The organism is Streptomyces scopuliridis RB72, assembly GCF_000718095.1.
GTDB classification, from domain to species: Bacteria; Actinomycetota; Actinomycetes; order Streptomycetales; family Streptomycetaceae; genus Streptomyces; species Streptomyces scopuliridis.
The window spans coordinates 14,621-33,718 of sequence record NZ_JOEI01000028.1; the positions used below are offsets into that span (position 1 = coordinate 14,621).

17 protein-coding genes, 1 pseudogene and 1 riboswitch are annotated in these 19,098 nt (G+C 72.6%); of the genes and pseudogenes, 10 read left to right on the forward strand and 8 right to left on the reverse strand.

Features of this window, described 5'->3' with window-relative positions; all coding sequences use genetic code 11:
• Nucleotides 1-18 precede the first annotated feature (18 nt).
• Nucleotides 19-170, reverse strand: a riboswitch (cobalamin riboswitch).
• Between the two features lie 131 nt (nucleotides 171-301).
• Genes cobG through IF11_RS0128935 form a run of 3 tightly spaced genes read left to right on the forward strand, consistent with a single transcriptional unit; the run spans nucleotide 302 to nucleotide 4,034 of the window.
• Nucleotides 302-1,684 (forward strand): precorrin-3B synthase, encoded by a 1,383-nt coding sequence (gene cobG / locus IF11_RS0128925; RefSeq protein ID WP_030354705.1) that lies wholly within the window; start codon nucleotides 302-304, stop codon nucleotides 1,682-1,684.
• Complete coding sequence (locus IF11_RS0128930; protein ID WP_051746332.1) at nucleotides 1,681-2,352, forward strand: precorrin-8X methylmutase; 672 nt, start codon at nucleotides 1,681-1,683, stop codon at nucleotides 2,350-2,352. Before cobG ends, IF11_RS0128930 begins: the two co-directional genes overlap by 4 nt.
• On the forward strand, nucleotides 2,349-4,034 hold the full coding sequence (locus IF11_RS0128935; protein ID WP_078490981.1) for a precorrin-2 C(20)-methyltransferase: 1,686 nt from the start codon (nucleotides 2,349-2,351) through the stop codon (nucleotides 4,032-4,034). The genes IF11_RS0128930 and IF11_RS0128935 overlap by 4 nt, the downstream gene beginning before the upstream one ends.
• Here the strand turns inward: IF11_RS0128935 and IF11_RS0128940 are convergent.
• The gene (locus IF11_RS0128940) at nucleotides 3,995-4,780 is read right to left on the reverse strand and encodes a cobalt-precorrin-6A reductase (protein ID WP_030354708.1); all 786 of its coding nucleotides are present in this window, start codon (nucleotides 4,778-4,780) and stop codon (nucleotides 3,995-3,997) included. The two genes, IF11_RS0128935 and IF11_RS0128940, sit on opposite strands and share 40 nt — an antisense overlap.
• Nucleotides 4,781-4,797: 17 nt before the next feature.
• Between IF11_RS0128940 and IF11_RS0128945 the strand changes: the two genes are divergently transcribed.
• The 4 genes from IF11_RS0128945 (at nucleotide 4,798) to IF11_RS0128960 (ending at nucleotide 8,598) form a co-directional block, all read left to right on the forward strand.
• Nucleotides 4,798-5,937, forward strand: coding sequence for a cobalt-precorrin-5B (C(1))-methyltransferase (locus tag IF11_RS0128945; RefSeq protein WP_030354709.1), 1,140 nt, complete (start codon nucleotides 4,798-4,800; stop codon nucleotides 5,935-5,937).
• Between the two features lie 229 nt (nucleotides 5,938-6,166).
• Complete coding sequence (locus tag IF11_RS0128950) at nucleotides 6,167-6,649, forward strand: hypothetical protein (RefSeq protein ID WP_030354710.1); 483 nt, start codon at nucleotides 6,167-6,169, stop codon at nucleotides 6,647-6,649.
• Nucleotides 6,650-6,670: 21 nt separating this feature from the next.
• Nucleotides 6,671-8,092, forward strand: coding sequence for a hypothetical protein (locus IF11_RS0128955; protein WP_030354711.1), 1,422 nt, complete (start codon nucleotides 6,671-6,673; stop codon nucleotides 8,090-8,092).
• The gene (locus IF11_RS0128960; protein ID WP_051746333.1) at nucleotides 8,089-8,598 is read left to right on the forward strand and encodes a hypothetical protein; all 510 of its coding nucleotides are present in this window, start codon (nucleotides 8,089-8,091) and stop codon (nucleotides 8,596-8,598) included. The genes IF11_RS0128955 and IF11_RS0128960 overlap by 4 nt, the downstream gene beginning before the upstream one ends.
• A 30-nt stretch (nucleotides 8,599-8,628) precedes the next feature.
• Here IF11_RS0128960 and IF11_RS39515 read toward each other — a convergent pair whose 3' ends face one another.
• Nucleotides 8,629-8,772 carry a hypothetical protein gene (locus IF11_RS39515; RefSeq protein ID WP_206300634.1) on the reverse strand — a complete coding sequence of 48 codons (144 nt, stop codon included), beginning with the start codon at nucleotides 8,770-8,772 and terminating at the stop codon, nucleotides 8,629-8,631.
• A 21-nt stretch (nucleotides 8,773-8,793) separates the two neighbouring features.
• Here IF11_RS39515 and IF11_RS37965 point away from each other — a divergent pair.
• Nucleotides 8,794-9,060 (forward strand): annotated as a pseudogene (locus tag IF11_RS37965) (helix-turn-helix transcriptional regulator); the annotation flags it as partial.
• A gap of 48 nt (nucleotides 9,061-9,108) precedes the next feature.
• Here the strand turns inward: IF11_RS37965 and IF11_RS0128975 are convergent.
• From IF11_RS0128975 to cbiE, 3 genes are all read right to left on the reverse strand, one after another.
• The gene (locus IF11_RS0128975) at nucleotides 9,109-13,566 is read right to left on the reverse strand and encodes a S1 family peptidase (RefSeq protein ID WP_157848457.1); all 4,458 of its coding nucleotides are present in this window, start codon (nucleotides 13,564-13,566) and stop codon (nucleotides 9,109-9,111) included.
• 146 nt (nucleotides 13,567-13,712) lie between these two features.
• Nucleotides 13,713-14,465 carry a precorrin-4 C(11)-methyltransferase gene (gene cobM, locus IF11_RS0128980; RefSeq protein ID WP_030354715.1) on the reverse strand — a complete coding sequence of 251 codons (753 nt, stop codon included), beginning with the start codon at nucleotides 14,463-14,465 and terminating at the stop codon, nucleotides 13,713-13,715.
• A complete protein-coding gene (cbiE, locus tag IF11_RS0128985; protein ID WP_420894618.1) occupies nucleotides 14,462-15,820 on the reverse strand; it encodes a precorrin-6y C5,15-methyltransferase (decarboxylating) subunit CbiE in 1,359 nt (452 codons plus the stop codon). Before cbiE ends, cobM begins: the two co-directional genes overlap by 4 nt.
• A gap of 160 nt (nucleotides 15,821-15,980) precedes the next feature.
• Here cbiE and IF11_RS0128990 point away from each other — a divergent pair, with 160 nt between their 5' ends.
• Nucleotides 15,981-16,373 carry a DUF7144 family membrane protein gene (locus IF11_RS0128990; RefSeq protein ID WP_037728848.1) on the forward strand — a complete coding sequence of 131 codons (393 nt, stop codon included), beginning with the start codon at nucleotides 15,981-15,983 and terminating at the stop codon, nucleotides 16,371-16,373.
• Between the two features lie 67 nt (nucleotides 16,374-16,440).
• On the opposite strand, the gene IF11_RS0128995 is transcribed toward IF11_RS0128990, so the two are convergent.
• The gene (locus IF11_RS0128995; protein ID WP_037728850.1) at nucleotides 16,441-17,121 is read right to left on the reverse strand and encodes a TetR/AcrR family transcriptional regulator; all 681 of its coding nucleotides are present in this window, start codon (nucleotides 17,119-17,121) and stop codon (nucleotides 16,441-16,443) included.
• Nucleotides 17,122-17,200: 79 nt separating this feature from the next.
• Between IF11_RS0128995 and IF11_RS0129000 the strand changes: the two genes are divergently transcribed.
• Complete coding sequence (locus IF11_RS0129000; RefSeq protein ID WP_030354719.1) at nucleotides 17,201-17,836, forward strand: NAD(P)-dependent oxidoreductase; 636 nt, start codon at nucleotides 17,201-17,203, stop codon at nucleotides 17,834-17,836.
• A 102-nt stretch (nucleotides 17,837-17,938) separates the two neighbouring features.
• On the opposite strand, the gene IF11_RS0129005 is transcribed toward IF11_RS0129000, so the two are convergent.
• Nucleotides 17,939-18,763 (reverse strand): CbtA family protein, encoded by an 825-nt coding sequence (locus tag IF11_RS0129005; RefSeq protein ID WP_030354720.1) that lies wholly within the window; start codon nucleotides 18,761-18,763, stop codon nucleotides 17,939-17,941.
• A 21-nt stretch (nucleotides 18,764-18,784) separates the two neighbouring features.
• Nucleotides 18,785-19,027, reverse strand: coding sequence for a CbtB domain-containing protein (locus IF11_RS0129010; RefSeq protein WP_030354721.1), 243 nt, complete (start codon nucleotides 19,025-19,027; stop codon nucleotides 18,785-18,787).
• Nucleotides 19,028-19,098: the final 71 nt, after the last annotated feature.

A 19,098-nucleotide genomic window follows, 5' to 3' on the forward strand; every position in this document is an offset into this window, starting at 1 on the left:
GGGGTCCGCGCCCCGGGCGAGGTGTGGAGGACGGCGGGAGTTCCTGGCTCGCCCGGCTGCTGCCGGACTCACAGTGGCGGGACCGCGCCGGGTTCGCACCGGGCTTCCTCCCCATGACGCCGTCGCTGGCGTTGACGGGCCTGGGCAGGCCCGTCGTCTGCATAGTAAGTGCTGAGGTCACGGGCGGGGGAGGGCGCCTGCAACCCGGTTCGGTACGGAGCGGGAGCGGGGGCCGGTACGGAGCGGGAGCGGCCTGGCGGTGGCCGGACGGCGGGACGGGAGCGGGCGTGGGTACGTGGGTATGCTCGCCGCCATGCCGCCCACCTCGCCAACACCCGTGAACCGGGACGAAGCTCCCCTGCGGGCTGCCGTACGGAAGTCCGTACGGGAGCGGGGCGACGCCTGCCCCGGCGCGCTGCGGCTGCACGCCGCCGACGACGGCCGGCTGGCCCGACTCCGGCTGCCCGCCGGGTTGCTGACGCCTCGTCAGGCGGAGGTGGTGGCGGACGCGGCGGAGCGGCTGGGCGACGGACATCTGGACCTCACTTCCCGGGGCAATGTGCAGCTGCGCGGCCTGGGCGGGAGCTGCGGCGCGGAACTGGCCGAGCGGCTGTACGAGGCCGGTCTGCTGCCCTCGGAGACCCACGAGCGGGTACGGAACATCGTCGCGTCACCGCTGGCCGGACTCGACGAACTGCCCTCCGCCGATGTCCAGTTGTGGGCGCGCGAGCTGGACGGACTGCTGTGCGCGAGCGCGCGGGCGGCGGCCCTCTCCGGACGGTTCCTCTTCGCGCTGGACGACGGACGCGGCGATGTGGCGGCCCTCGGCGCCGATGTGACGTTGCTCGCACGGCGGGACGGTTCGGCCGTCGTACGTACCGGGGCAAACCGGTCGGGCCTGCGCGTAACCCCCGAGGACGCCCCGCGCGCGGCCCTGTTGGCGGCGGAGACGTTCCTCACGCTCGCGGAGGCGAGTGGCTCGGGCGCCTGGCGGGTACGGGAACTGCCCGCCGAGCCCGGCCGGAGGCTGGAGGCGGCGGTACGCGCGGGGCTGACGGACGCCGGGATCGCGACGGAGTCGGTGGCGGAGGCGACATCACGGGACCCGGTAGGGGAATCTCCGCTTCCGGGTCCCGTGATGTCGCCCGACGGGACCGTGGCGCTCTCCGTCCACGCCCGCCTCGGCCGGCTGAGCGTGACCCAGTGGCGGCTGCTCGCGACGGCTGCGAACGGACCGCTGCGCGTGACCCCCTGGCGCGGAGTGATCGTGCCGGGCGTGGCCCCGGTCGCGGCCGACGGCGTCCTGGACCGGCTCCGTACGGCCGGACTGATCACCGGCCCCGGCTCCCGCTGGCACGGCGTCGGCGCCTGCACCGGCCGGCCCGGCTGCGCGAAGGCGCTGGCGGACGTACGGTCCGACGCGGCGGCGGCCGTGTCCCGCGGTTCGGGCGGACTGCCCGTCTACTGGTCGGGATGCGCGCGCCGCTGCGGCCATCCGCAGGGCCGGTGGGTGGATGTGGTCGCGACGGGCGAAGGCCGCTACGACATCTCCGTACGGGGAGACGCCCGTCCGATCACCACCACAGGACCGGAACCGGAACTGGAACTGGAACCGGAACCGGAACCGGAACTGGAACTCGCCGACGCGGTTGCGGCGGCACGCACGACCCCATTGACGAGATGAGCGAGAAGACCACGGTGTCCAGAGTGCCCACAGGGTTCACAGGGTTCGAGTACGAGAAGGACGGCGCGGCGATCTACCGCCAGTCCTTCGCCACGATCCGCGCCGAGGCGGACCTCACCGGGCTGCCGGCCGAGGTCTCCCAGGTCGCGGTGCGGATGATCCACGCCTGCGGCATGGTCGACCTGGTGCGCGACCTCGCCTTCAGCCCCGGTGTGGTGATTCGCGCCCGCGAGGCGCTGCGCGCGGGCGCGCCCGTGCTGTGCGATGTGGCGATGGTCGCCAGCGGGGTCACCCGCAAGCGGCTGCCCGCGGACAACGAGGTCGTCTGCACCCTCTCCGATCCGTCGGTGCCCGCCCTGGCCGCCGAGTTGGGGACGACGCGCAGCGCGGCGGCGCTGGAGCTGTGGCGGGACCGGATGGAGGGCGCGGTGGTGGCCGTCGGCAACGCGCCGACCGCCCTCTTCCGGCTGCTGGAGATGATCGAGGACGGCGCCCCGCGCCCGGCGGCGGTCATCGGGGTACCGGTCGGTTTCATCGGCGCGGCCGAGTCCAAGGACGCGCTCGCCGGACACCACTCCGGCCTGGAGCACCTGGTCGTACGGGGACGGCGCGGCGGCAGCGCCCTCGCCGCCGCGGCCGTCAACGCGATCGCGAGCGAGGAAGAATGAGCGCCCGGAGCACCACCGGTGAGCAGGACGCGGGAGTCGGCTCGGGAGTCGGCTCGGGCGTGGGCTCGGGCGTGGGCTCGGGCACGGGCTCGGGCGTGGGCTCGGGCGCGGGCTCGGGCGCGGGCTCGGGCGTGGGCCGGCTGTACGGAGTCGGTCTGGGGCCGGGGGACCCGTCCCTGATGACCGTACGGGCCGTGCAGGTCATCGCCGAGGCCGATGTGATCGCGTATCACAGCGCCCGCCACGGCCGGTCCATAGCCCGGTCCATAGCCGCCGGGCAGCTGCGTCCGGATCACATCGAGGAGCCGCTGGTCTACCCGGTCACCACCGGGACCACCGACCACCCCGGCGGCTACCAGGGCGCGATGGACGAGTTCTACGCCGAGTCGGCCGCCCGGCTCGCCGCCCATCTGGACGCCGGGCGGACGGTCGCGGTGCTCGCCGAGGGCGATCCGCTCTTCTACGGCTCGTACATGCATATGCACAAGCGGCTGGCCGACCGCTATCCGACCGAGGTCATCCCCGGTGTGACGTCCGTGAGCGCGGCGGCCGCGCGGCTCGGCACCCCGCTCGTCGAGGGCGAGGAGGTGCTGACGATCCTGCCGGGCACGCTGCCCGAGGAGGAGCTGACGGCCCGGCTGGCCTCGGCGGACTCGGCGGTGGTGATGAAGCTCGGCCGTACGTTCCCGACCGTACGGCGGGCGGTCGAGCGGGCGGGCCGGCTGGCGGACGCGCGGTATGTCGAGCGCGCCACGATGAGCGGCGAACGCACGGGAGCGCTGGCCGACACGGACCCGGAATCGGTCCCGTACTTCTCGGTGGCGGTGCTGCCGAGCCGCGTGGCCGCGCGTTCCGTACCCGGGTCGGCCGAAGAACCGGCCGACGACACGACCGGCGAGGTGCTGGTCGTGGGGACGGGCCCGGCGGGGCCGCTGTGGCTCACGCCCGAGACGCGCGGCGCGCTCGCCGCTGCCCAGGATCTCGTCGGTTACACCACCTATCTGGACCGTGTTCCGGTCCGCCCCGGCCAGCGGCGCCACGGCTCCGACAACAAGGTGGAGTCGGAGCGCGCGGAGTTCGCCCTCGATCTCGCGCGGCGGGGCCGGCGCGTGGCCGTGGTCTCGGGCGGCGATCCGGGGGTCTTCGCGATGGCCACGGCCGTCCTGGAGGCCGCGTCCGCCGACCCGTACCGGGATGTGCCCGTACGCGTACTCCCGGGCGTGACCGCCGCCAACGCCGCCGCGGCCCGCGTCGGCGCCCCGCTCGGCCACGACTACGCCGTGCTCTCGCTCTCCGACCGGCTCAAGCCGTGGGAGGTCATCGCCGAACGGCTGCACGCGGCGGCGGGCGCGGACCTGGTGCTCGCGCTCTACAACCCCGGTTCCGCCGGCCGGACCTGGCAGGTCGGCAAGGCGCGCGAACTCCTCCTGGAACACCGCGCTCCGGACACCCCCGTCGTCCTCGGCCGCGATGTGGGCGGGCCGGAGGAGAGCGTACGGATCGTACGGCTGGCGGATCTCGATCCGGCGCAGGTCGATATGCGGACGATCCTGCTGGTCGGCTCCTCGCGGACGGTGATCGCGCGGCGGGGCGCCGGTGAGGGCGTGGGCGAGGGCGAGACGGTGGTCTGGACGCCGCGCCGCTACCCGGAGCCGGGAAGCTCCGGGAGCCCGGGAAGCTGAGCCAGCCACTCCACCGCGTCCTCGACCGTGGCCACCGAGGACACCCCCTCCGGGACGGCCGGCCGGCGGACGACCACGACCGGTATCCCCGCCTCGCGGGCGGCCGTGAGCTTGGGCGCGGTGGCGGCGCCGCCGCTGTCCTTCGTCACCACGACGTCGACACGATGGCGGCGCAGGATCTCCCGCTCGCCGTCGAGGGTGAACGGCCCCCGGTCCAGCAGCACTTCCGTACGGGCCGGGCACGGAGGTTCCGGGGCGTCCACGGACCGTACGAGGAACCACATCTCGTCGAGGTGCGCGAAGGCGGCGAGCCCCATCCGGCCGGTGGTGAGGAAGACCCGTGCGCACCGCAGCGCGGTCAGCTTCCCGGCGGCCTCCGCCAGGGAGCCGACCGCGTGCCAGTCGTCACCGTCGACCGGCACCCAGGAGGGGCGGCGCAGGGACAGGAGGGGAACATGGGTGAGCGCGGCGGCATGGGCCGCGTTGTGGCTGATGGTGCCGGCGAAGGGATGGGTGGCGTCGATGAGCGCGTCCACGCGATGCTCGCGCAGCCAGCGCGCCAGCCCGTCCGCTCCCCCGAACCCGCCGATCCGTACGTCCCCGGGCGGCGGCACGGGCCGGGCGACGCGGCCGGCGAGGGAGCTGGTGACACGGAGGCGGCCATCGCCGTGCAGGCGCTCGGCGAGCCGGCGCGACTCCGTCGTACCGCCGAGGATCAGCACATGGGCCGGGGCCGGTTCACTCATCGTGGGCGGTTCCTTCCATGACTGAGGGCGTGACGGGTACGGAGGGCGCGACGGGCGGGCGCGCCGCCCAACTCAAGCACACCGGCCTCCGGCCCGGCTGGACGACCGGCGCGTGCGCGACGGCGGCGACGACGGCCGCGTACACGGCGCTGCTGACCGGCGAGTTCCCCGACCCGGTGACGATCACGCTGCCCAAGGGCCAGACCCCGTCCTTCGCCCTGGCCACGGAGGACCTGACCGCCGGGGACCGGGCCATGGCGGGCGTCGTCAAGGACGCGGGCGACGACCCCGACGTCACCCACGCCGCCCTGATCCGCGCCACCGTACGGCTGCTGCCGCCGGGCGCGGGGGTCGTCTTCCGCGCGGGCCCGGGCGTGGGGACGGTCACCCGCCCCGGACTCCCTCTGGACGTGGGCGAACCGGCGATCAACCCGGTCCCGCGTCAGCTGATGCGCTCCCATGTGGCGGAGGTGGCGGCCCGCCACGGCGGCACGGGCGACGTGGAGATCACCGTCTCCGTGGACAACGGCGCGGAGATCGCCCGCTCCACCTGGAACCCGCGCCTGGGCATCCTGGGCGGCCTCTCCATACTCGGCACGACGGGCATCGTCGTCCCGTACTCCTGCTCCGCCTGGATCGACTCGATCCGCCGCGGCGTGGACGTGGCCCGCGCGGCGGGCCGTACGCATGTGGCGGGCTGTACGGGATCGACGTCCGAGCGGACGGTCCTCTCGGCCTACGACCTCCCCGAGGACGCCCTCCTGGACATGGGCGACTTCGCGGGCGCGGTACTCAAATACATCCGCCGCCACCCCGTCGACCGCCTCACCCTCTGCGGCGGCTTCGCCAAACTCTCCAAACTGGCGGCGGGCCACCTGGACCTCCACTCGGCCCGCTCCCAGGTGGACAAGACCTTCCTCTCCCAACTGGCCCTGACAGCAGGCGCGGACGCACCCCTGGCCGAGCAGGTCGCCACGGCCAACACGGGCCTGGAGGCGCTCCGCCTGTGCCAGTCCCGAGGCGTGCCCCTGGGCGACGAGGTCGCCCGGCGGGCCCGGGACGAGGCGCTGGCGGTGCTGCGGGGAGCACCGGTGGAGGTGGACGTGATCTGCATCGACAGGGCGGGCACGGTGGTGGGCCGCAGCGATCCCGCGTGACCCCGCGCGCGGTTGTACGTCACTCACCGGCCGCCCCCTTCGGCTCGCCTTGGACCTGATTCCACAAAGGGCGAGCACGAGGAAGGCCCAAACCTGGACAATGTTCGGAGACGGATCCGAGCCGACGTGGAACCGCAGGGGTGACCGAGAGCGACAGAACAGGTACGGGGCCGGGACGTCCGATGCGATGACGCACATGACTCATACGCCCGACGGGGGGAGTTCGAGGATGGCATGGGATGAATGGGAGCACCTGAAGACCGAGGTCACCGCGCGGAAGTCGGCGGAGATGCGGCTGAATCAGCTGCCGCCGGGCGGCGGAGGTGGCGGGGGCGGCGGCGATCAGGATCTTGTGGTGCGCCAGGACGATCTGGGCGCTGTGGGCCATGAGGCGTTCATGCTCTATGACCAGTTGGGCGGACAGGCCGACATCGCCGGAGCGGGTGCTGACGACAGCGGCTCCGGATCCACCATGCGTGCCGGAGCGGAGCTGAAACTCCATCACTTCGCCATGGGCTCGGAGCTGGAGAACACGGTGAGCGTGTGGACGGCCCAGGTGAAGACGGTGCTCCAGGCTTGTGCGCACATCTCCAATCACTTGGACTACTCGGCGAAGGAATACGCCAAGGAGGACGAGGCCATCGGTGCCGTATTGCGAGACCGGAGCGGCGCGGCTGTCCCTGTCTCGCGCCTCAACGAGTACTTCACGTAGTCGGCAGGGGGCGGAGACGATATGGACTACGACGACCTGCTAAAAGTCGATCTCGGCAAACTGAGCACCGCGGCGTCCGATTGGAAGACCGTGTTCCAGGACCTGGAGAGGCTTGCGGACAACGCCCGTGACGGCATGAAGGCGAAGTCGGACAAGGCGCGCTGGCAAGGTGCCAACGCCACGGTGACCCGGGCCTTCGTGGGCAAGACCGCCAAGGAGTTCGACGACCTGCGCCGGGAGGCCAAGAGCATTTGGAGCGTCATGAACGACGCCCACGGCGAGTTGGAAGCACTGCAGCGCCGGGCCAAGGACCTCACCGCAGAAGCGGGCAGAGCCGGGTTACTGGTCACCAGTGGCCAGGACGGGAGGGTCAAGGTGATGGAGGTGCAGTGCACCCCGGAGAGCTCGGGCCAGAAGAAACTGGACGAGATGCAGTGGTACGCCGACACCCTCACCGACATCGTCAGCCACGCCGGCGAGATCGACGAGGCGACGGCCCGCGCGCTGCGCGGAAGCCACGGCGGCAACCCGGACAACGCCGGACACGGTACATACACCTCGCTCGACGAGGACATGTTCCCCCGCGCCGTCGATCTGGCCCGGCTCGGGAACGACGCCAGCTCCACGCAGCGGCAGGAGTTGCGGCGGCTCTGGGAGTCCCTGAGCCCCGAGGCGCGGGCACGGTTGTGGTCCCAACAAAGGGACGGCCTTCTGGATGCCGACATTTTCGCGCCTCAGGTACGACGCGGAGCCGTCGACGACGGGGCCGGCCCGTACGACGTGGAGGATCCGGGCTGGGGCGATCGCTGGATCCACGCGCAGGCCGGCATGATCACGGATGCGGGCGACTTCATCGGGAACACCGACGCTTCCCGGCACATGAATCACTACCTCGAAGGCTCCGGGGACACGCTGAACCTGGATGTCGACAGAATGCTCACGGACGACGAGACGCTGCGGCTGACGGCGGAAACGTCGGTCGCACAGCAACAGGACAGATGGCGGCAGCAGGCCCTTGAAGCCTTTGAGCAGTCGGGGGGCAAGCCGGTGAGCATCCCGGTGGAAACCCCCGCCGTCGGCTACACACACAGCGATCGCAATTGGTACCTGGCGGTCGGCAGCGCCATGTCCAACACCACGGGCGCCGTCACGGTGGTACCCGGCGCGGACGGCAGGCCGCAGGTGACTCTCGATTACCAGGTGAACGTGTGGGACAGGTACAACTGGGATCCTGGGAAATCCACCCCGATCGGCCCGACCACGGTGACCGACGCCGATATGGCCCGACTGCATACGACGGGCCTGGCAAGGGAGTTCGACATGCGAGGCAGCGGTTCGACGCAGCATGTCGAACTGGGTTCCGGCTCTGCCCAATTGCCCGATCCCCCGGACCCGGGACGCGATGGAGAGCGTACGGACCCGGGTCGCGAAGGAGTCCGGTGAAGAACAGTCCGGCCGGCGTCGCCCTCGCCCTGGTCGTCGTGCTCGGTCCAGCCCTGGCTTCCTGCTCGTCCGCCACGACCGGCGACACCGCCGGTGCGCGCGGCCAGGTGCCGAACTGGGCCGAGGACGCGACCCCGGCGAGCGTCAGCGAGCAGCTCGGCGTCGAGATCCCCGCGACGGCCACGGATCGCCGGGCCGCGTACCAGAACGGTTTTCAGGACGACGGACTGCTGCTGGCCTTCTCCCTGTCCACCTCGGAGGTCGACGCGTTCGTCACCGGACTGGCGCCTCAGAGCGAACTCACGCGGCGGGACAAACCGCTCCGGAAGTCCGTCAAACCCACCACACCCTTCTCCCACCTCGGCCTCGCGGAGCCCGAGACCCTTCCCGACGTCCGGGAGGGGCAGATCTGCGCACCGTGCGAGGGGCAGCTGAACTCCCTTCAGATCGCGGTGCATCCGCTCGACGACCGGGCCAGCCGCATCTATCTCCGGGGGGTCGACTGACCGCGCCCGCGACGCGCACCGGCGACCGGGTCAGCTGTGCCACACGCCGGTCGCGGCGGTGGTCCTGACGTAGTCGGCGAAGTCGCGCGGTTCGCGGCCGAGTACGCGCTGTACGCCGTCGGCGAGCTGGGCGAAGCGGCTCTCGGCGATCCGGCCGTAGAGCATGTTCAGCAAGGCAGTGTAATTCTCCGGCAGGCCACCCTCGCCGAGGAGGCCGGCGTATCGCGAGCGACCCTCGCCCGCCGCTTCACCGGCCTGGTCGGCCGGCCGCCCATGGCCTGTCTGACGGACTTGCGCCTCGCCCTGGCCACCGACCTGCTCGTACGCACCGAGGCGACCGTGGAGTCGATCGCCCGACAGGTCGGCTACCGCAGCGCGTTCGCGCTGAGCGTCGCCTTCCACCGCGTCTACGGAACCTGCCCCACCCACCACCGCGCAGCCGCCACCCGCCCGGCCGGCTAAGGACCGTCCGGTCGATCCTCGCGGGTCCGCGAAGATCCGCCCCTGACCTCAGTCCCCGCACACCGCCCCCGGCGGCACCTCCGCCGGTACCGCGTCGCGCTCCGCGCTCGTGAGGGTGCGTTGACCGATGACCGCGCAGAGGCGGGCGGCCCACTCCTCGGGGTCCAGGCGTACGGGGATCGTCTGGCCCTCGTCGTCGTACAGGACCGTCGAACCGTCCGCCGAGACGGCCGGGAACGTCCCCGGGGTGGCGTTCAGCGCCGTGCCGAAGTCGAAGGATTCCTCGGCGGAGCGGCGTCCGACCTCGTAGATCCGTATCTTTCCCGCGTCCGCGACCAGGAAGCGCCCCTCGCCGTCGATGAACTCGCCGGTGAATTCACCGCCGGCCCCGGTCCCGCCGGCGCCGCTGATCGGTCCGAGTTCCCTGCGGGCCGGGTCGAGTCGCCACAGCTCCCAGTCGCCGCCCCGGCGGAAGACCGCCATGTACCGGCCGGTGGGATCGATGCGAAGGCCGGTGGCGTCGGACCCGATCTCGACCCGGAGTTCCTTCACCTCGCGCCCCGTTCGGAGGTCCACGACATGAAGGGAGGTGTCGCCGAGCACCGCCACATGCGCTTCCTTGGGATACGGCCAGGTGACAGGGGTATCGCTGCTGCTCCCGGCCAGGTCCAGGTCCAGGTCCCTCAGGTCGACCCGGTCGACGCGCTGCCCGCTCCTGGCGTCCCAGCGCTCGACGGTGGTGTGGGTGGTGATGAGCAGATGCCTGTCGTCGGTGAACTCGTACAGCGAGGGTGTCCCGGTCTCCGCGGGGCTGAGGACGCTGACCACGCGCAAGGACGGCACCTCCCGGATGACGATGTCCGAGTCCACGGGGTCGGCGGCCAATGAGCCGTCACCGCTGACCTTGAGGCTGTCCCGCGCTCCGGGGCCCGGCCGGTCCACCGAGGCGGCCGTCGTGAATCCCCCGGCCCCGGCCCCGGCATCGGCATCGGCCCCCGCCACTGTGTGCGTCCGTATCAGCTCCGCGTCGCGCCACTTGCTGATCGCCGTGGCGCCGTCCGGTGTCAGGGCGGTACCCATCGCGTCCCGGTCCACGGAGAGGAACTCCTGCGCCCCGGCGGGCATTCCGGTCACGGTCACACCGGTCGGGTCATGGCCCAGGAGAGAGAGCCGGCCGTCTTCCCGCACCAGTCGGCCGTACGGGCGGCGGCTCCCCAACGCGGTGTCCGTCGCCCCGACCCCCGCTCGCGCCCCGATCTCGGAGATCAGTTTCCGCTGCTTCGTGTCGGCCAGCCGCATGACGTCACCCACGAGATCGCTGACCGCGATGTGCCGGCCCGTGCGGTCGATCGCCATTCTCTCCACGCAGGGGCCCTCGCTCGCGAACCGGCCGCTTTCCCTGCCGTCCGCCACCTGAACCACCTGGTACAGCGCCTTCGCCGAGACATCGGTGCCCCGGCAGAAGACCACCGCGCGTCCGTCGCCGGACACTTCCACCCCGTTCACCCCGGACACGACGGTGCGGGGCGGGCGGGAGCCCTGGTACGCGCGGAGCGTGTAGTCCCTGCCCGCCATGGAGTCGCCCGTGTACGCCAGCACGGTGTCCCGGTCCGCCCCGAACCAGACCGCCAGGAAATCCTGGCCCTCCGGAGGAGCGATCCCGCGGACGACGGAACCTCCCGCGAGATCCCAGACCACCAGGTCGTCGCTGACGACCGCCACCACCCGGCTCCCGTCCGGCGAGACCGCGGCCTGCCGGAAGGCCGAGCCCCGGGTGGACGCGATCGGCGCCGCGGATATCGTCCGGCCGTTCGCCACCAACCTGTCCGTTTCCGCGCGGACCTGGTACCAGATCAGATTCCCGTTGGACGCGACGTACCCGGCGCCCTTCCCGTCCCGCGCGACCACCGGATGGGCGGCCTCCGCTTCCGGCGGCAGGTGGACCCGGCGTATCCGCCCGTCGTCGTCCCGTACGAAAAGCGTGGCCCGTCCGAGCGCGGTGGTCGCCAGGACGACCCGCCCGTCCTCACTGGCGGCGACCTCCTGCACCCTGCCCGGCGTCCCCGACATCAGCCAGCGCGCCCGCCCGTAGGTGAGATAGCTCTGCAGCAGGGCGTCGCGCGCCGATTCCGTGGGCGACCTGCGGTACGCGGAGATCGCCAGGAGCGCCGACAGCGCCGGGTCCGTGGCGCGCAGGTCCGTCGAGGTCGCCGCCATGGAGCGGGAGTCCGCCTCGGCGGCGCGTTCCTCGGTGACGCCGGTCTGGTAGACGAAGAGCGAGCCCAGCACCGCCGCCAGCGCCAGTACGGTGCCGAGGCCGGTGAACAGCCCGCGTCTGCGCAGGGTTCTCGTACGCTCCCGGTCACGGCCCCGGCGCAGGAAGTCGGCGTCCGACTCGCTCAGGTCCTCGCCGCGCTCGCGCTCCCAGCGGCGCGCCGCGTCCAGCGCCGACGCGGTGGGCAGCAGATCCGGCGCGCGGCCGGCGGCCTCCCAGCGTTCCCGGTCGTGCCGGATCCCCTCCCGCCAGGCGAGGAAGTCCCGGTCGCGCTCCACCCACGCGCCGAGCCGTTCCCACGCCCGGATCAGCGCCTCGTGGGCCAGTTCGACGGTCTCGCGCTTCTCGTCGTCGAGGCCGATGACCACCAGCCGTTCCCGGGCCAGCGCCTGGGCCACCGTCCACTCCGGCTCGCCCAGCTCCGCGCGGGGTACGACGCGGCGCGTGGCCGCGGGGCCGCCGAGCGGCAGCCGGACCAGACGCGTGAACAACCGCCGCGCCGTTGCCTCGTCGGCCCCCTCCGCCTGCCCCGGCCCGTCCGGCCCGTCGGCTTCCCGTACCGCGCGCCGCCATACGGTCTCGGCCCGCTCGGCCAACGCGCCGCTGACACCGCCGAGTTCCTCGTACGCCCGATGGGTGAGCAGCCCGCCCCGCTGCCGCTCCCACAGCTGGTCGAGGGTGAACTCCAGCAGCGGCAGCACGCCGTGCGCGTCACCGCAGTCGGCGAGGATGCGCTGCTCCAGCCCGTCCGCGTACGAGACGGACGCGATCGCCTCCACCGGCAGGACCACCGCCTGCCGCACCTGCTCGGCGGACATCGCGGGCAGCAGAAGGGACTTGCCCCGCAGCGCACGTTCCAGGCCGGGGCGCGCGCTGACGGCTTCCAGGAAGTCGGCGCGGAGGGTCGACAGCACGCGCAGCCCCGGTGGCGGGTGTTCGGGGAACAGCGCGGCGACCGCCTCGGCGGCGGACCGGGCGGCGGGGGCATGGTCGAGGAGTTCCTCAAGCTGGTCCACGACCACGACAAGGCCGCGTACGCCGCGAGCGCGCCGCGAAGCCGTACCGCTGCCCGTACCCGTACCCCCGCCCGTACCTGTACCTGTACCGCCGCCGTCCCCGCCGCCGCCCGTACCCGTCAGCTGCGCCAGGATCTCCCCCCAGCCGTGCACGGAGAGCTCCGCCTCCACCACCCGGCTCTCCTCGCGCTGCGCGCTGCCGGTCAGCTCCGGCTGGGTGAGCCGCGTCAGCTCCATGGCGAGGCCGCCGAGCAGACCGGACGGACCGCCGGGACGTACGACGACGACGGCGTGTCCCGCCTTCCTCAGCCGGGGCACCACACCCGCCCGTACCAGCGACGACTTCCCGCAGCCGGACGGCCCGAAGACGGTGACCACTGGATGCTCGGCGACCAGCGCGGCGACCTCGTCGCTCTCCTCGTCCCTGCCGTGGAAGACCTCGCTGTCGGACTCCTGGAACGCCGACAGGCCCCGGAACGGCGAGGGCGGCAGCACCGCCTGCCGCAACGACGGTACGGCGAGCAGCAGTTCGCCGGTCGGGATGAGAAAGGCGGACGGCTGCTGGGGGTCGGCGGCCACCACCATGCCGACCACGGCGCCCAGCCGCTCGTCCCACACCGGTGCGCCGCTGAAGCCCCGGCTGATCGCGTGGTTGCTGCCCGCCGCCCGCTCGACCTGGAGCCAGCCGGCCCCCTGCCGCGCCCGCAGCACCCCCGCGTGCCACACCCCGTCCGCATGGCGGGCCGGAAACCCGAAGGTCCGCACGGGGTGTCCCCATACGTCGTCCGCCTCGGCCATGCGCAGGGGTACGGAGCCGGGGACGGGGGACAGCAGGCGCAGTACGGCGATGTCCCGGGCCCCGGACGGGCCGTCCTCGGGCCAGTACTCCACCGCCGCGGAAACGACCACCGGACCGGCGACCCGACCGGCCGCCGTGCCCTCCGCCGGGCCGGCCGCCGTGCCCTCCGCCGGACCGGCCGCCGTGCCCTCCACCCGCCCGGTCACCGGGCCGAGCGGCAGGTCCACCTCGACGGTCGCCCCGGCGGCCGGGCGCTCGTCCTCGTCGAGTCCGAGGGCGGAGGCCACGACATGGGCGCAGGTGACGGCCAGTTCCCCGGTCACGAGAAAGCCGACGCCCACGGCCGTACCGTCGGGATACCGGACCCTGAGCACCGCGGCGGCGAGCGGCTCGGGCGTACTCGGCTTCTCGTCCACGTACACCCAACCCCTTTGTACGACTTGGCTGTTTGTTGACGATTTATTGAATGTTTGATTGCCCTGCTCAGTATGGCGTGCGGAGGGATCTCACGTGGGGCCATCCAGCGAACAGGTCAAGCTGAGCGGATCGCTCACCACCGCCCTCAACAGGCGTGCGGGCGCTCCCTGTCCGCCGAGTACAGGTGGCTGTCGCGGAACTGCTCCGCGGCCAGCGTCCGGCCGACCATGATGACCGCCGTCCGCACCACACCCGCCGCCTTCACCTGGCCGGCGATGTCCTCCAGCGTGCCGCGCAGCACCAGTTCGTCCGGGCGGCTGGCCATCGCCACCACCGCGGCCGGGCAGTCCGCCCCGTAATGCGGCAGCAGTTCCGCCACGACCCGGTCCACATACCGCGCGGCCAGGTGCAGGACGAGCAGCGCCCCGCTCCGGCCGAGGGTCGCCAGGTCCTCGCCCTCCGGCATCGGGGTGGCGCGCTGGGCGATGCGCGTGAGGATCACCGTCTGGCCCACCGTCGGGACCGTCAGCTCCCGCTTCAGCGCGGCGGCCGCCGCCGCGAACGCCGGTACGCCCGGCACCACTTCGTACGGCACGCCCGCCGCGTCCAGCCGGCGCATCTGCTCCGCGACGGCGCTGAAGACCGACGGGTCGCCGGAGTGCAGCCGGGCGACGTCATGGCCCTCCTCGTGCGCCCGGACCAGCTCGGCCGTGATCCCGTCCAGGTCCATCCGCGCGGTGTCGATCAGGCGCGCGTCCGGCGGGCACTCGGCCAGCAGCTCGCGCGGCACGAGACTGCCCGCGTACAGGCACACCCGGCAGGCGGCCAGCCTGCGGGCGCCGCGCACCGTGATCAGATCGGCGGCGCCGGGGCCGGCGCCGATGAAGTACACCGTCATCGTTCTTCTCCTGCTGAGGGGACTCCTGCTGAGGGGACCCGCGGAGGGTGGTCCTTCGTGACCGCCCACTGAGTGACCGGCATGGCCTGCCGCCAGCCGGTGAACCCGCCCACCGGAACGGCGTGCGCGACCGCCAGCCGTACGAGTTCCCCGCCGAGCCGGCGGTACCACTCGGCCAGCAGCGCCTCGGACTCCAGCGTCACCGTGTTCGCGACCAGCCTGCCGCCCGCGGGCAGCGCGTCCCAGCAGCTCTCCAGCAGCCCCGGTACGGTCAGCCCGCCGCCGATGAACACCGCGTCCGGCACCGGCAGTCCGGCCAGCGCGCCGGGCGCCCCGCCGGTGACGACGCGCAGCCCGGGGACGCCGAGCGCCCGCGCGTTGCGGCCGATACGCTCCGCCCGCGCCGGATCGCGCTCGACCGAGACGGCGCGGCACGACCGGTGCGTACGCATCCACTCGACGGCGATCGAACCCGACCCGCCGCCGATGTCCCAGAGCAGTTCGCCGGGCGCGGGCGCGAGCGCGGCCAGTGTCGCGGCGCGCACATGGCGCTTGGTGAGCTGGCCGTCGTGTTCGTACGCGGTGTCCGGCAGACCGGGTACGGCGCCGAGGCGCGGCGCGTCCGGCGCGCGGCGGCACTCGACCGCCACGACATTGAGCGGATCACCGGCAGGCTCGGCCCACTCCTGCGCGAACCCCTCGACATGACGCTCCCGCCCCGGCCCGTACTCCCCGTCCGCGCCGAGCTGTTCGAGGCCGAGCTGTTCGAGTACGTGCATCCGGCTCGGGCCGTATCCGCGCTCGGTCAGCAGCGCCGCCACCTCGGCGGGCGTCGCCGCGCCCGCGCTGAGCACCAGGACCCGGCGGCCGTCGTGCAGTGCGGCGGCCAGCAGTTCGGTGGGACGGCCGACGAGCGTGACCACCTCCGTGTCCTCCACCGGCCAGCCCAGCCGTGCGCACGCGTACGAGACGGACGACGGATGCGGCAGCACGCGCAGCGCCCCGGCCCGCGACGCGTCGGCGCCGAGGACCTCGGACAGGGTCCGCCCGATCCCGTAGAACATCGGGTCCCCGCTGGCCAGCACGGCGACCCGGCGCCCGGCGTGGGCGGCGAGCAGTCCGGGAACGGCCGGCCGCAGCGGCGAAGGCCACGTCACCCGCTCGGCCGTGCACTCCCTGGGGAGCAGGGCCAGTTGCCGGGGCCCGCCGATGAGGACGTCCGCCTCGCGCAGCGCGGCCCGCGAGCCGCCGGGCAGCCCCGCCCAGCCGTCCGCGCCGATCCCGACGACGGTCACCGGCAGCGGCATCGGGGGCCCGGTGAGCCCGGTGGGCGCGGATGGCGGGGCGGGGCTCACTGCCGTACACCTCTGAACTGGGGGAAGACCGAGTCCGCACTCTACTGGCCGCCCTCCGGAAGAGATGCGGGTGACCCATACCTGTGGAACCTTGAGGTGACGGCAATGGCCGCCGGCCAACAACGGCCCGCGGCCCGTCTCCTCACCGAGGGAGCGCCCCATGACGGCCAAGAGGGCACTTGCTACCGGATGGACGGCCTTCGCCGCGGTTCTCATGATCTTCGGCGGCGCGATGACGGTCCTGGCGGGTATTTCCGCCATCGCCAGGGACGACATCTTCCTGGCGACGCGGAACTACGTGTTCTCGTTCAGTCTCATCGGCTGGGGATGGGTCCATCTCATCCTCGGCGCCATCATCTTCCTCGCGGGCTGCGCGCTGTTGAGAGGCGCGGTATGGGCGCGCGTGGTCGGTGTGATCCTGGCGGGCCTCGGCGCGATCTCGAACTTCCTCTGGATCCCGCGCTATCCGCTCTGGGCCCTCACGCTCCTCGCCGTCGATATCTTCATCATCTGGGCGCTGTGCGCGGGCGACCGGCGCCGCTCCGAGAGATGAGCCCGGAGCCGGATCACGGGCCGAAGCCGGATCACAGACCGGAGCCAGGTCACAGACCGGAGCCAGGTCACAGGCCCGGCGGGAGCGTTCCGCCCGGCGGGGCGATGCCCGCCAGCAGCGCCCGTACGGTCTCCCGCGCGAACTCCGCCTCGCCCTCCGGACGCAGAATGCCCTCCGGGGGTTCCGGCGCGTAGAACAGGCCCAGAAAGGCCCGGTGGAAGCAGGCGCCGACGAGAAGCAGCGCCGCCGCGTCCGGGTCGATGTCCGGGGAGACGCGGCCCAGTTCCTGTTCGGCGGCGAGATACGCGGCCACGGACCGGCTCACCTCGTGCGGCCCCGAGCCGTCGAGTCCGAGCCGCTTGCGGTGGGCCAGGAGCAGGTCGGGGCTGGCGAAGAGGGACGCCGCCATCGGGAACGTACCCCGGTAGAAGAGCACCCCCACCCGGGCCACCTCCTCCAGATGACCGGCCACCTCCCCCTCGCCCACGCGTCCGGGCAGCCGCGCCAGCGCGTCCGTGAAGCGGGGCGCGCGCTCGTGCAGGACGCTGACGAAGATCTCCTCCTTGTCGCGGAAGTGCTTGTAGAGCGCGGCTTCCGAGCAGCCCGCCTCTCTCGCGATCTCCTTGGTCGTCGTGCGCGTCAGCCCGACGGTGCCCATCAGCCGCGCGGCGGCGTCGAGAATGCGCGAGCGCGTCAGGGCGCCGCCGGTCAGGGGCGGCGCGGCGGCTTCCCGGTTCGTACCCGTCATGCCCGCCAGCCTACTTTGACAAGTGGGTGAGCGCTCACCCACCATGGCTGGTAAGCGTTCACTCACCCCTGGAGGGGTCATGAAAATCGCTGTGCTGGGAGCCACGGGCGGCGTCGGACGGCAGATCGTCCGCCACGCCCTCGCGGACGGACACGAGGTCTTGGCCGCGGTACGGGACCCGGCCAAGCTGACGACGGAGCACAAGAACCTGACGGTCGTACGTGCCGACGCCCTCGACGCGGCCTCCCTGACCGGGGTCGTCGACGGGGCCGACGCGGTGCTGTCGGGGATGGGCCAGGCCGGCCGGCACGACCCGCTCAAGCCCGCCTCCACCTCGGCGCGGGCGGCGACCGGGGCGATGGCCGCGACCGGCGTACGGCGGATCGTCGTGGTGAGCGCGGCGCCGCTGAACCGCTCGGGGGCCGGTCAGCCGTGGCTCGCCCGCCGGGTGCTGCTGCCCGGGATGTGGCTGGCGCTCAAGGAGTTGTACACCGATCTCGAACTGATGGAAGCGATCCTGCGCGAGAGCGGGCTCGACTGGACGTCGGTACGGCCGCCCCGGCTGACGGACGCCGAAGGCAAGGGCACCTACCGGCACGCCGTGGAGGCGGGCCCGGCCGCCAACGCGATCGCCCGCGCGGATGTGGCCCGCGCCATGCTGGACTTCGTCACGGACCGGGAGACGTTCGGGCACGCGGTCGGCGTCAGCGACTGACGTACAGGACCAGCGACTGACGTACATGACTTACGTACCGAGGCCGGGACCGGTCCGCGCGTCGCCACGCGGGCCGGTCCCGGCCGGTACGGTCAGTGCGCCTCAGCCCGCGGTACGCACCGGCGCGGCAGCCTCGCCCGCCGCCACCGCGGCGGCCTTCCCCGGCCGGAGCGCCCGCTCCGCCAGCGCCCCGAAGATCAGCCCGAAGGCCGTCCAGAGCAGCGCCTGTACGCCGATCGACGCCAGCCGGAATTCCCAGAGCAGGGCAGCCGGGAAAGTGGCCGGAATGGCATCGGTGTTGCCGGGCAGGACGAGGCAGGCCACCGCCACGGCGACGGCGTAACCGCCACCGGCCGCGACCGCCGCGTTCCAGTTGCCCAGACGCGGCGCGAGCCGTCTCCCCGCGATGACCGCGACGACCGCCAGCAACACGCTCACCACGATCATCAGGAAGAACAGCGTGGTGCGCTTGCCGATGGTGTCCGGGTTGCCGACCGCGGGCGGGTTCGCCGGATACTTCAGGAACGGCACCAGATAGACGGTGACGAAGGCGGCCCCGGCGAGCAGGGCCGCGGTCGCCCTCGGACCGAACCGGCCGATCCTGCCGAGACAGCCGGCGAAGACCAGCGAGGCGATCCCGCCCAGGGCCACCCCGTACACCAGGACGCCGGTGGCCAGCCCGAAGGTCGACTGCACCGGCCGGCTGACCAACTCCTCCTCTTCTTCTCCTCCTTGCTGATGCGCTTCTCCGCCGTGCTGATGCGCGGGCGCGGAGTGGGCTCCCTCCTGATGGATCTCCTCCTGCGCGATGGAGTCCCGTACCGGGGGCTCACCCACCACATAGGCCGCCACGAACGCGCAGAGTCCGGCAAGCACGCCCGCGATCATGCCGCGGACCAGGAGGTTTCTGACGGTGGAGGCATGCATACGCGTGATCTCCGTCGGTCGTCAGTGGCAGGGGAACCCGAGAAGATGACGGCCGTCGTGAACCCACTCGTGCACTTCCGCACCGGAGAACACCGACGTCGCGCCCTGCTCCGCGCCGACGAAGTACAGCAGCACCAGCATCAGCGTGCCCACGAACACGGCCCACGGCAGCACCGCGCGGAGCGGAAGCGGAGTGACAGCGGTGCCGGTGGAACCGGTGGTACCGGTGGATGAAACGGCCGGGGGCGCTACGGACTGCGCCATGGCACAACCTCCTTGGGGAACTCGCGTCCCATTCAGTGGAGCTCGAACGACGGCATCCGGGTCTGACTCAC

What these genes read in the sequence shown, in the direction of transcription:
- cobG (WP_030354705.1), top strand. Translation starts at nt 302, where the DNA reads ATGCTCGCCGCCATGCCGCCCACCTCGCCAACACCCGTGAACCGGGAC.
- IF11_RS0129000 (WP_030354719.1), top strand. Translation starts at nt 17,201, where the DNA reads ATGAAAATCGCTGTGCTGGGAGCCACGGGCGGCGTCGGACGGCAGATC.
- IF11_RS0129010 (WP_030354721.1), bottom strand. Translation starts at nt 19,027, where the DNA reads ATGGCGCAGTCCGTAGCGCCCCCGGCCGTTTCATCCACCGGTACCACC.
- IF11_RS0128995 (WP_037728850.1), bottom strand. Translation starts at nt 17,121, where the DNA reads ATGACGGGTACGAACCGGGAAGCCGCCGCGCCGCCCCTGACCGGCGGC.
- IF11_RS0128945 (WP_030354709.1), top strand. Translation starts at nt 4,798, where the DNA reads ATGACTGAGGGCGTGACGGGTACGGAGGGCGCGACGGGCGGGCGCGCC.
- IF11_RS0128950 (WP_030354710.1), top strand. Translation starts at nt 6,167, where the DNA reads ATGGCATGGGATGAATGGGAGCACCTGAAGACCGAGGTCACCGCGCGG.
- IF11_RS0128940 (WP_030354708.1), bottom strand. Translation starts at nt 4,780, where the DNA reads ATGAGTGAACCGGCCCCGGCCCATGTGCTGATCCTCGGCGGTACGACG.
- IF11_RS0129005 (WP_030354720.1), bottom strand. Translation starts at nt 18,763, where the DNA reads ATGCATGCCTCCACCGTCAGAAACCTCCTGGTCCGCGGCATGATCGCG.
- IF11_RS0128955 (WP_030354711.1), top strand. Translation starts at nt 6,671, where the DNA reads ATGGACTACGACGACCTGCTAAAAGTCGATCTCGGCAAACTGAGCACC.
- IF11_RS0128990 (WP_037728848.1), top strand. Translation starts at nt 15,981, where the DNA reads ATGACGGCCAAGAGGGCACTTGCTACCGGATGGACGGCCTTCGCCGCG.
- cobM (WP_030354715.1), bottom strand. Translation starts at nt 14,465, where the DNA reads ATGACGGTGTACTTCATCGGCGCCGGCCCCGGCGCCGCCGATCTGATC.
- IF11_RS0128935 (WP_078490981.1), top strand. Translation starts at nt 2,349, where the DNA reads ATGAGCGCCCGGAGCACCACCGGTGAGCAGGACGCGGGAGTCGGCTCG.
- IF11_RS0128930 (WP_051746332.1), top strand. Translation starts at nt 1,681, where the DNA reads ATGAGCGAGAAGACCACGGTGTCCAGAGTGCCCACAGGGTTCACAGGG.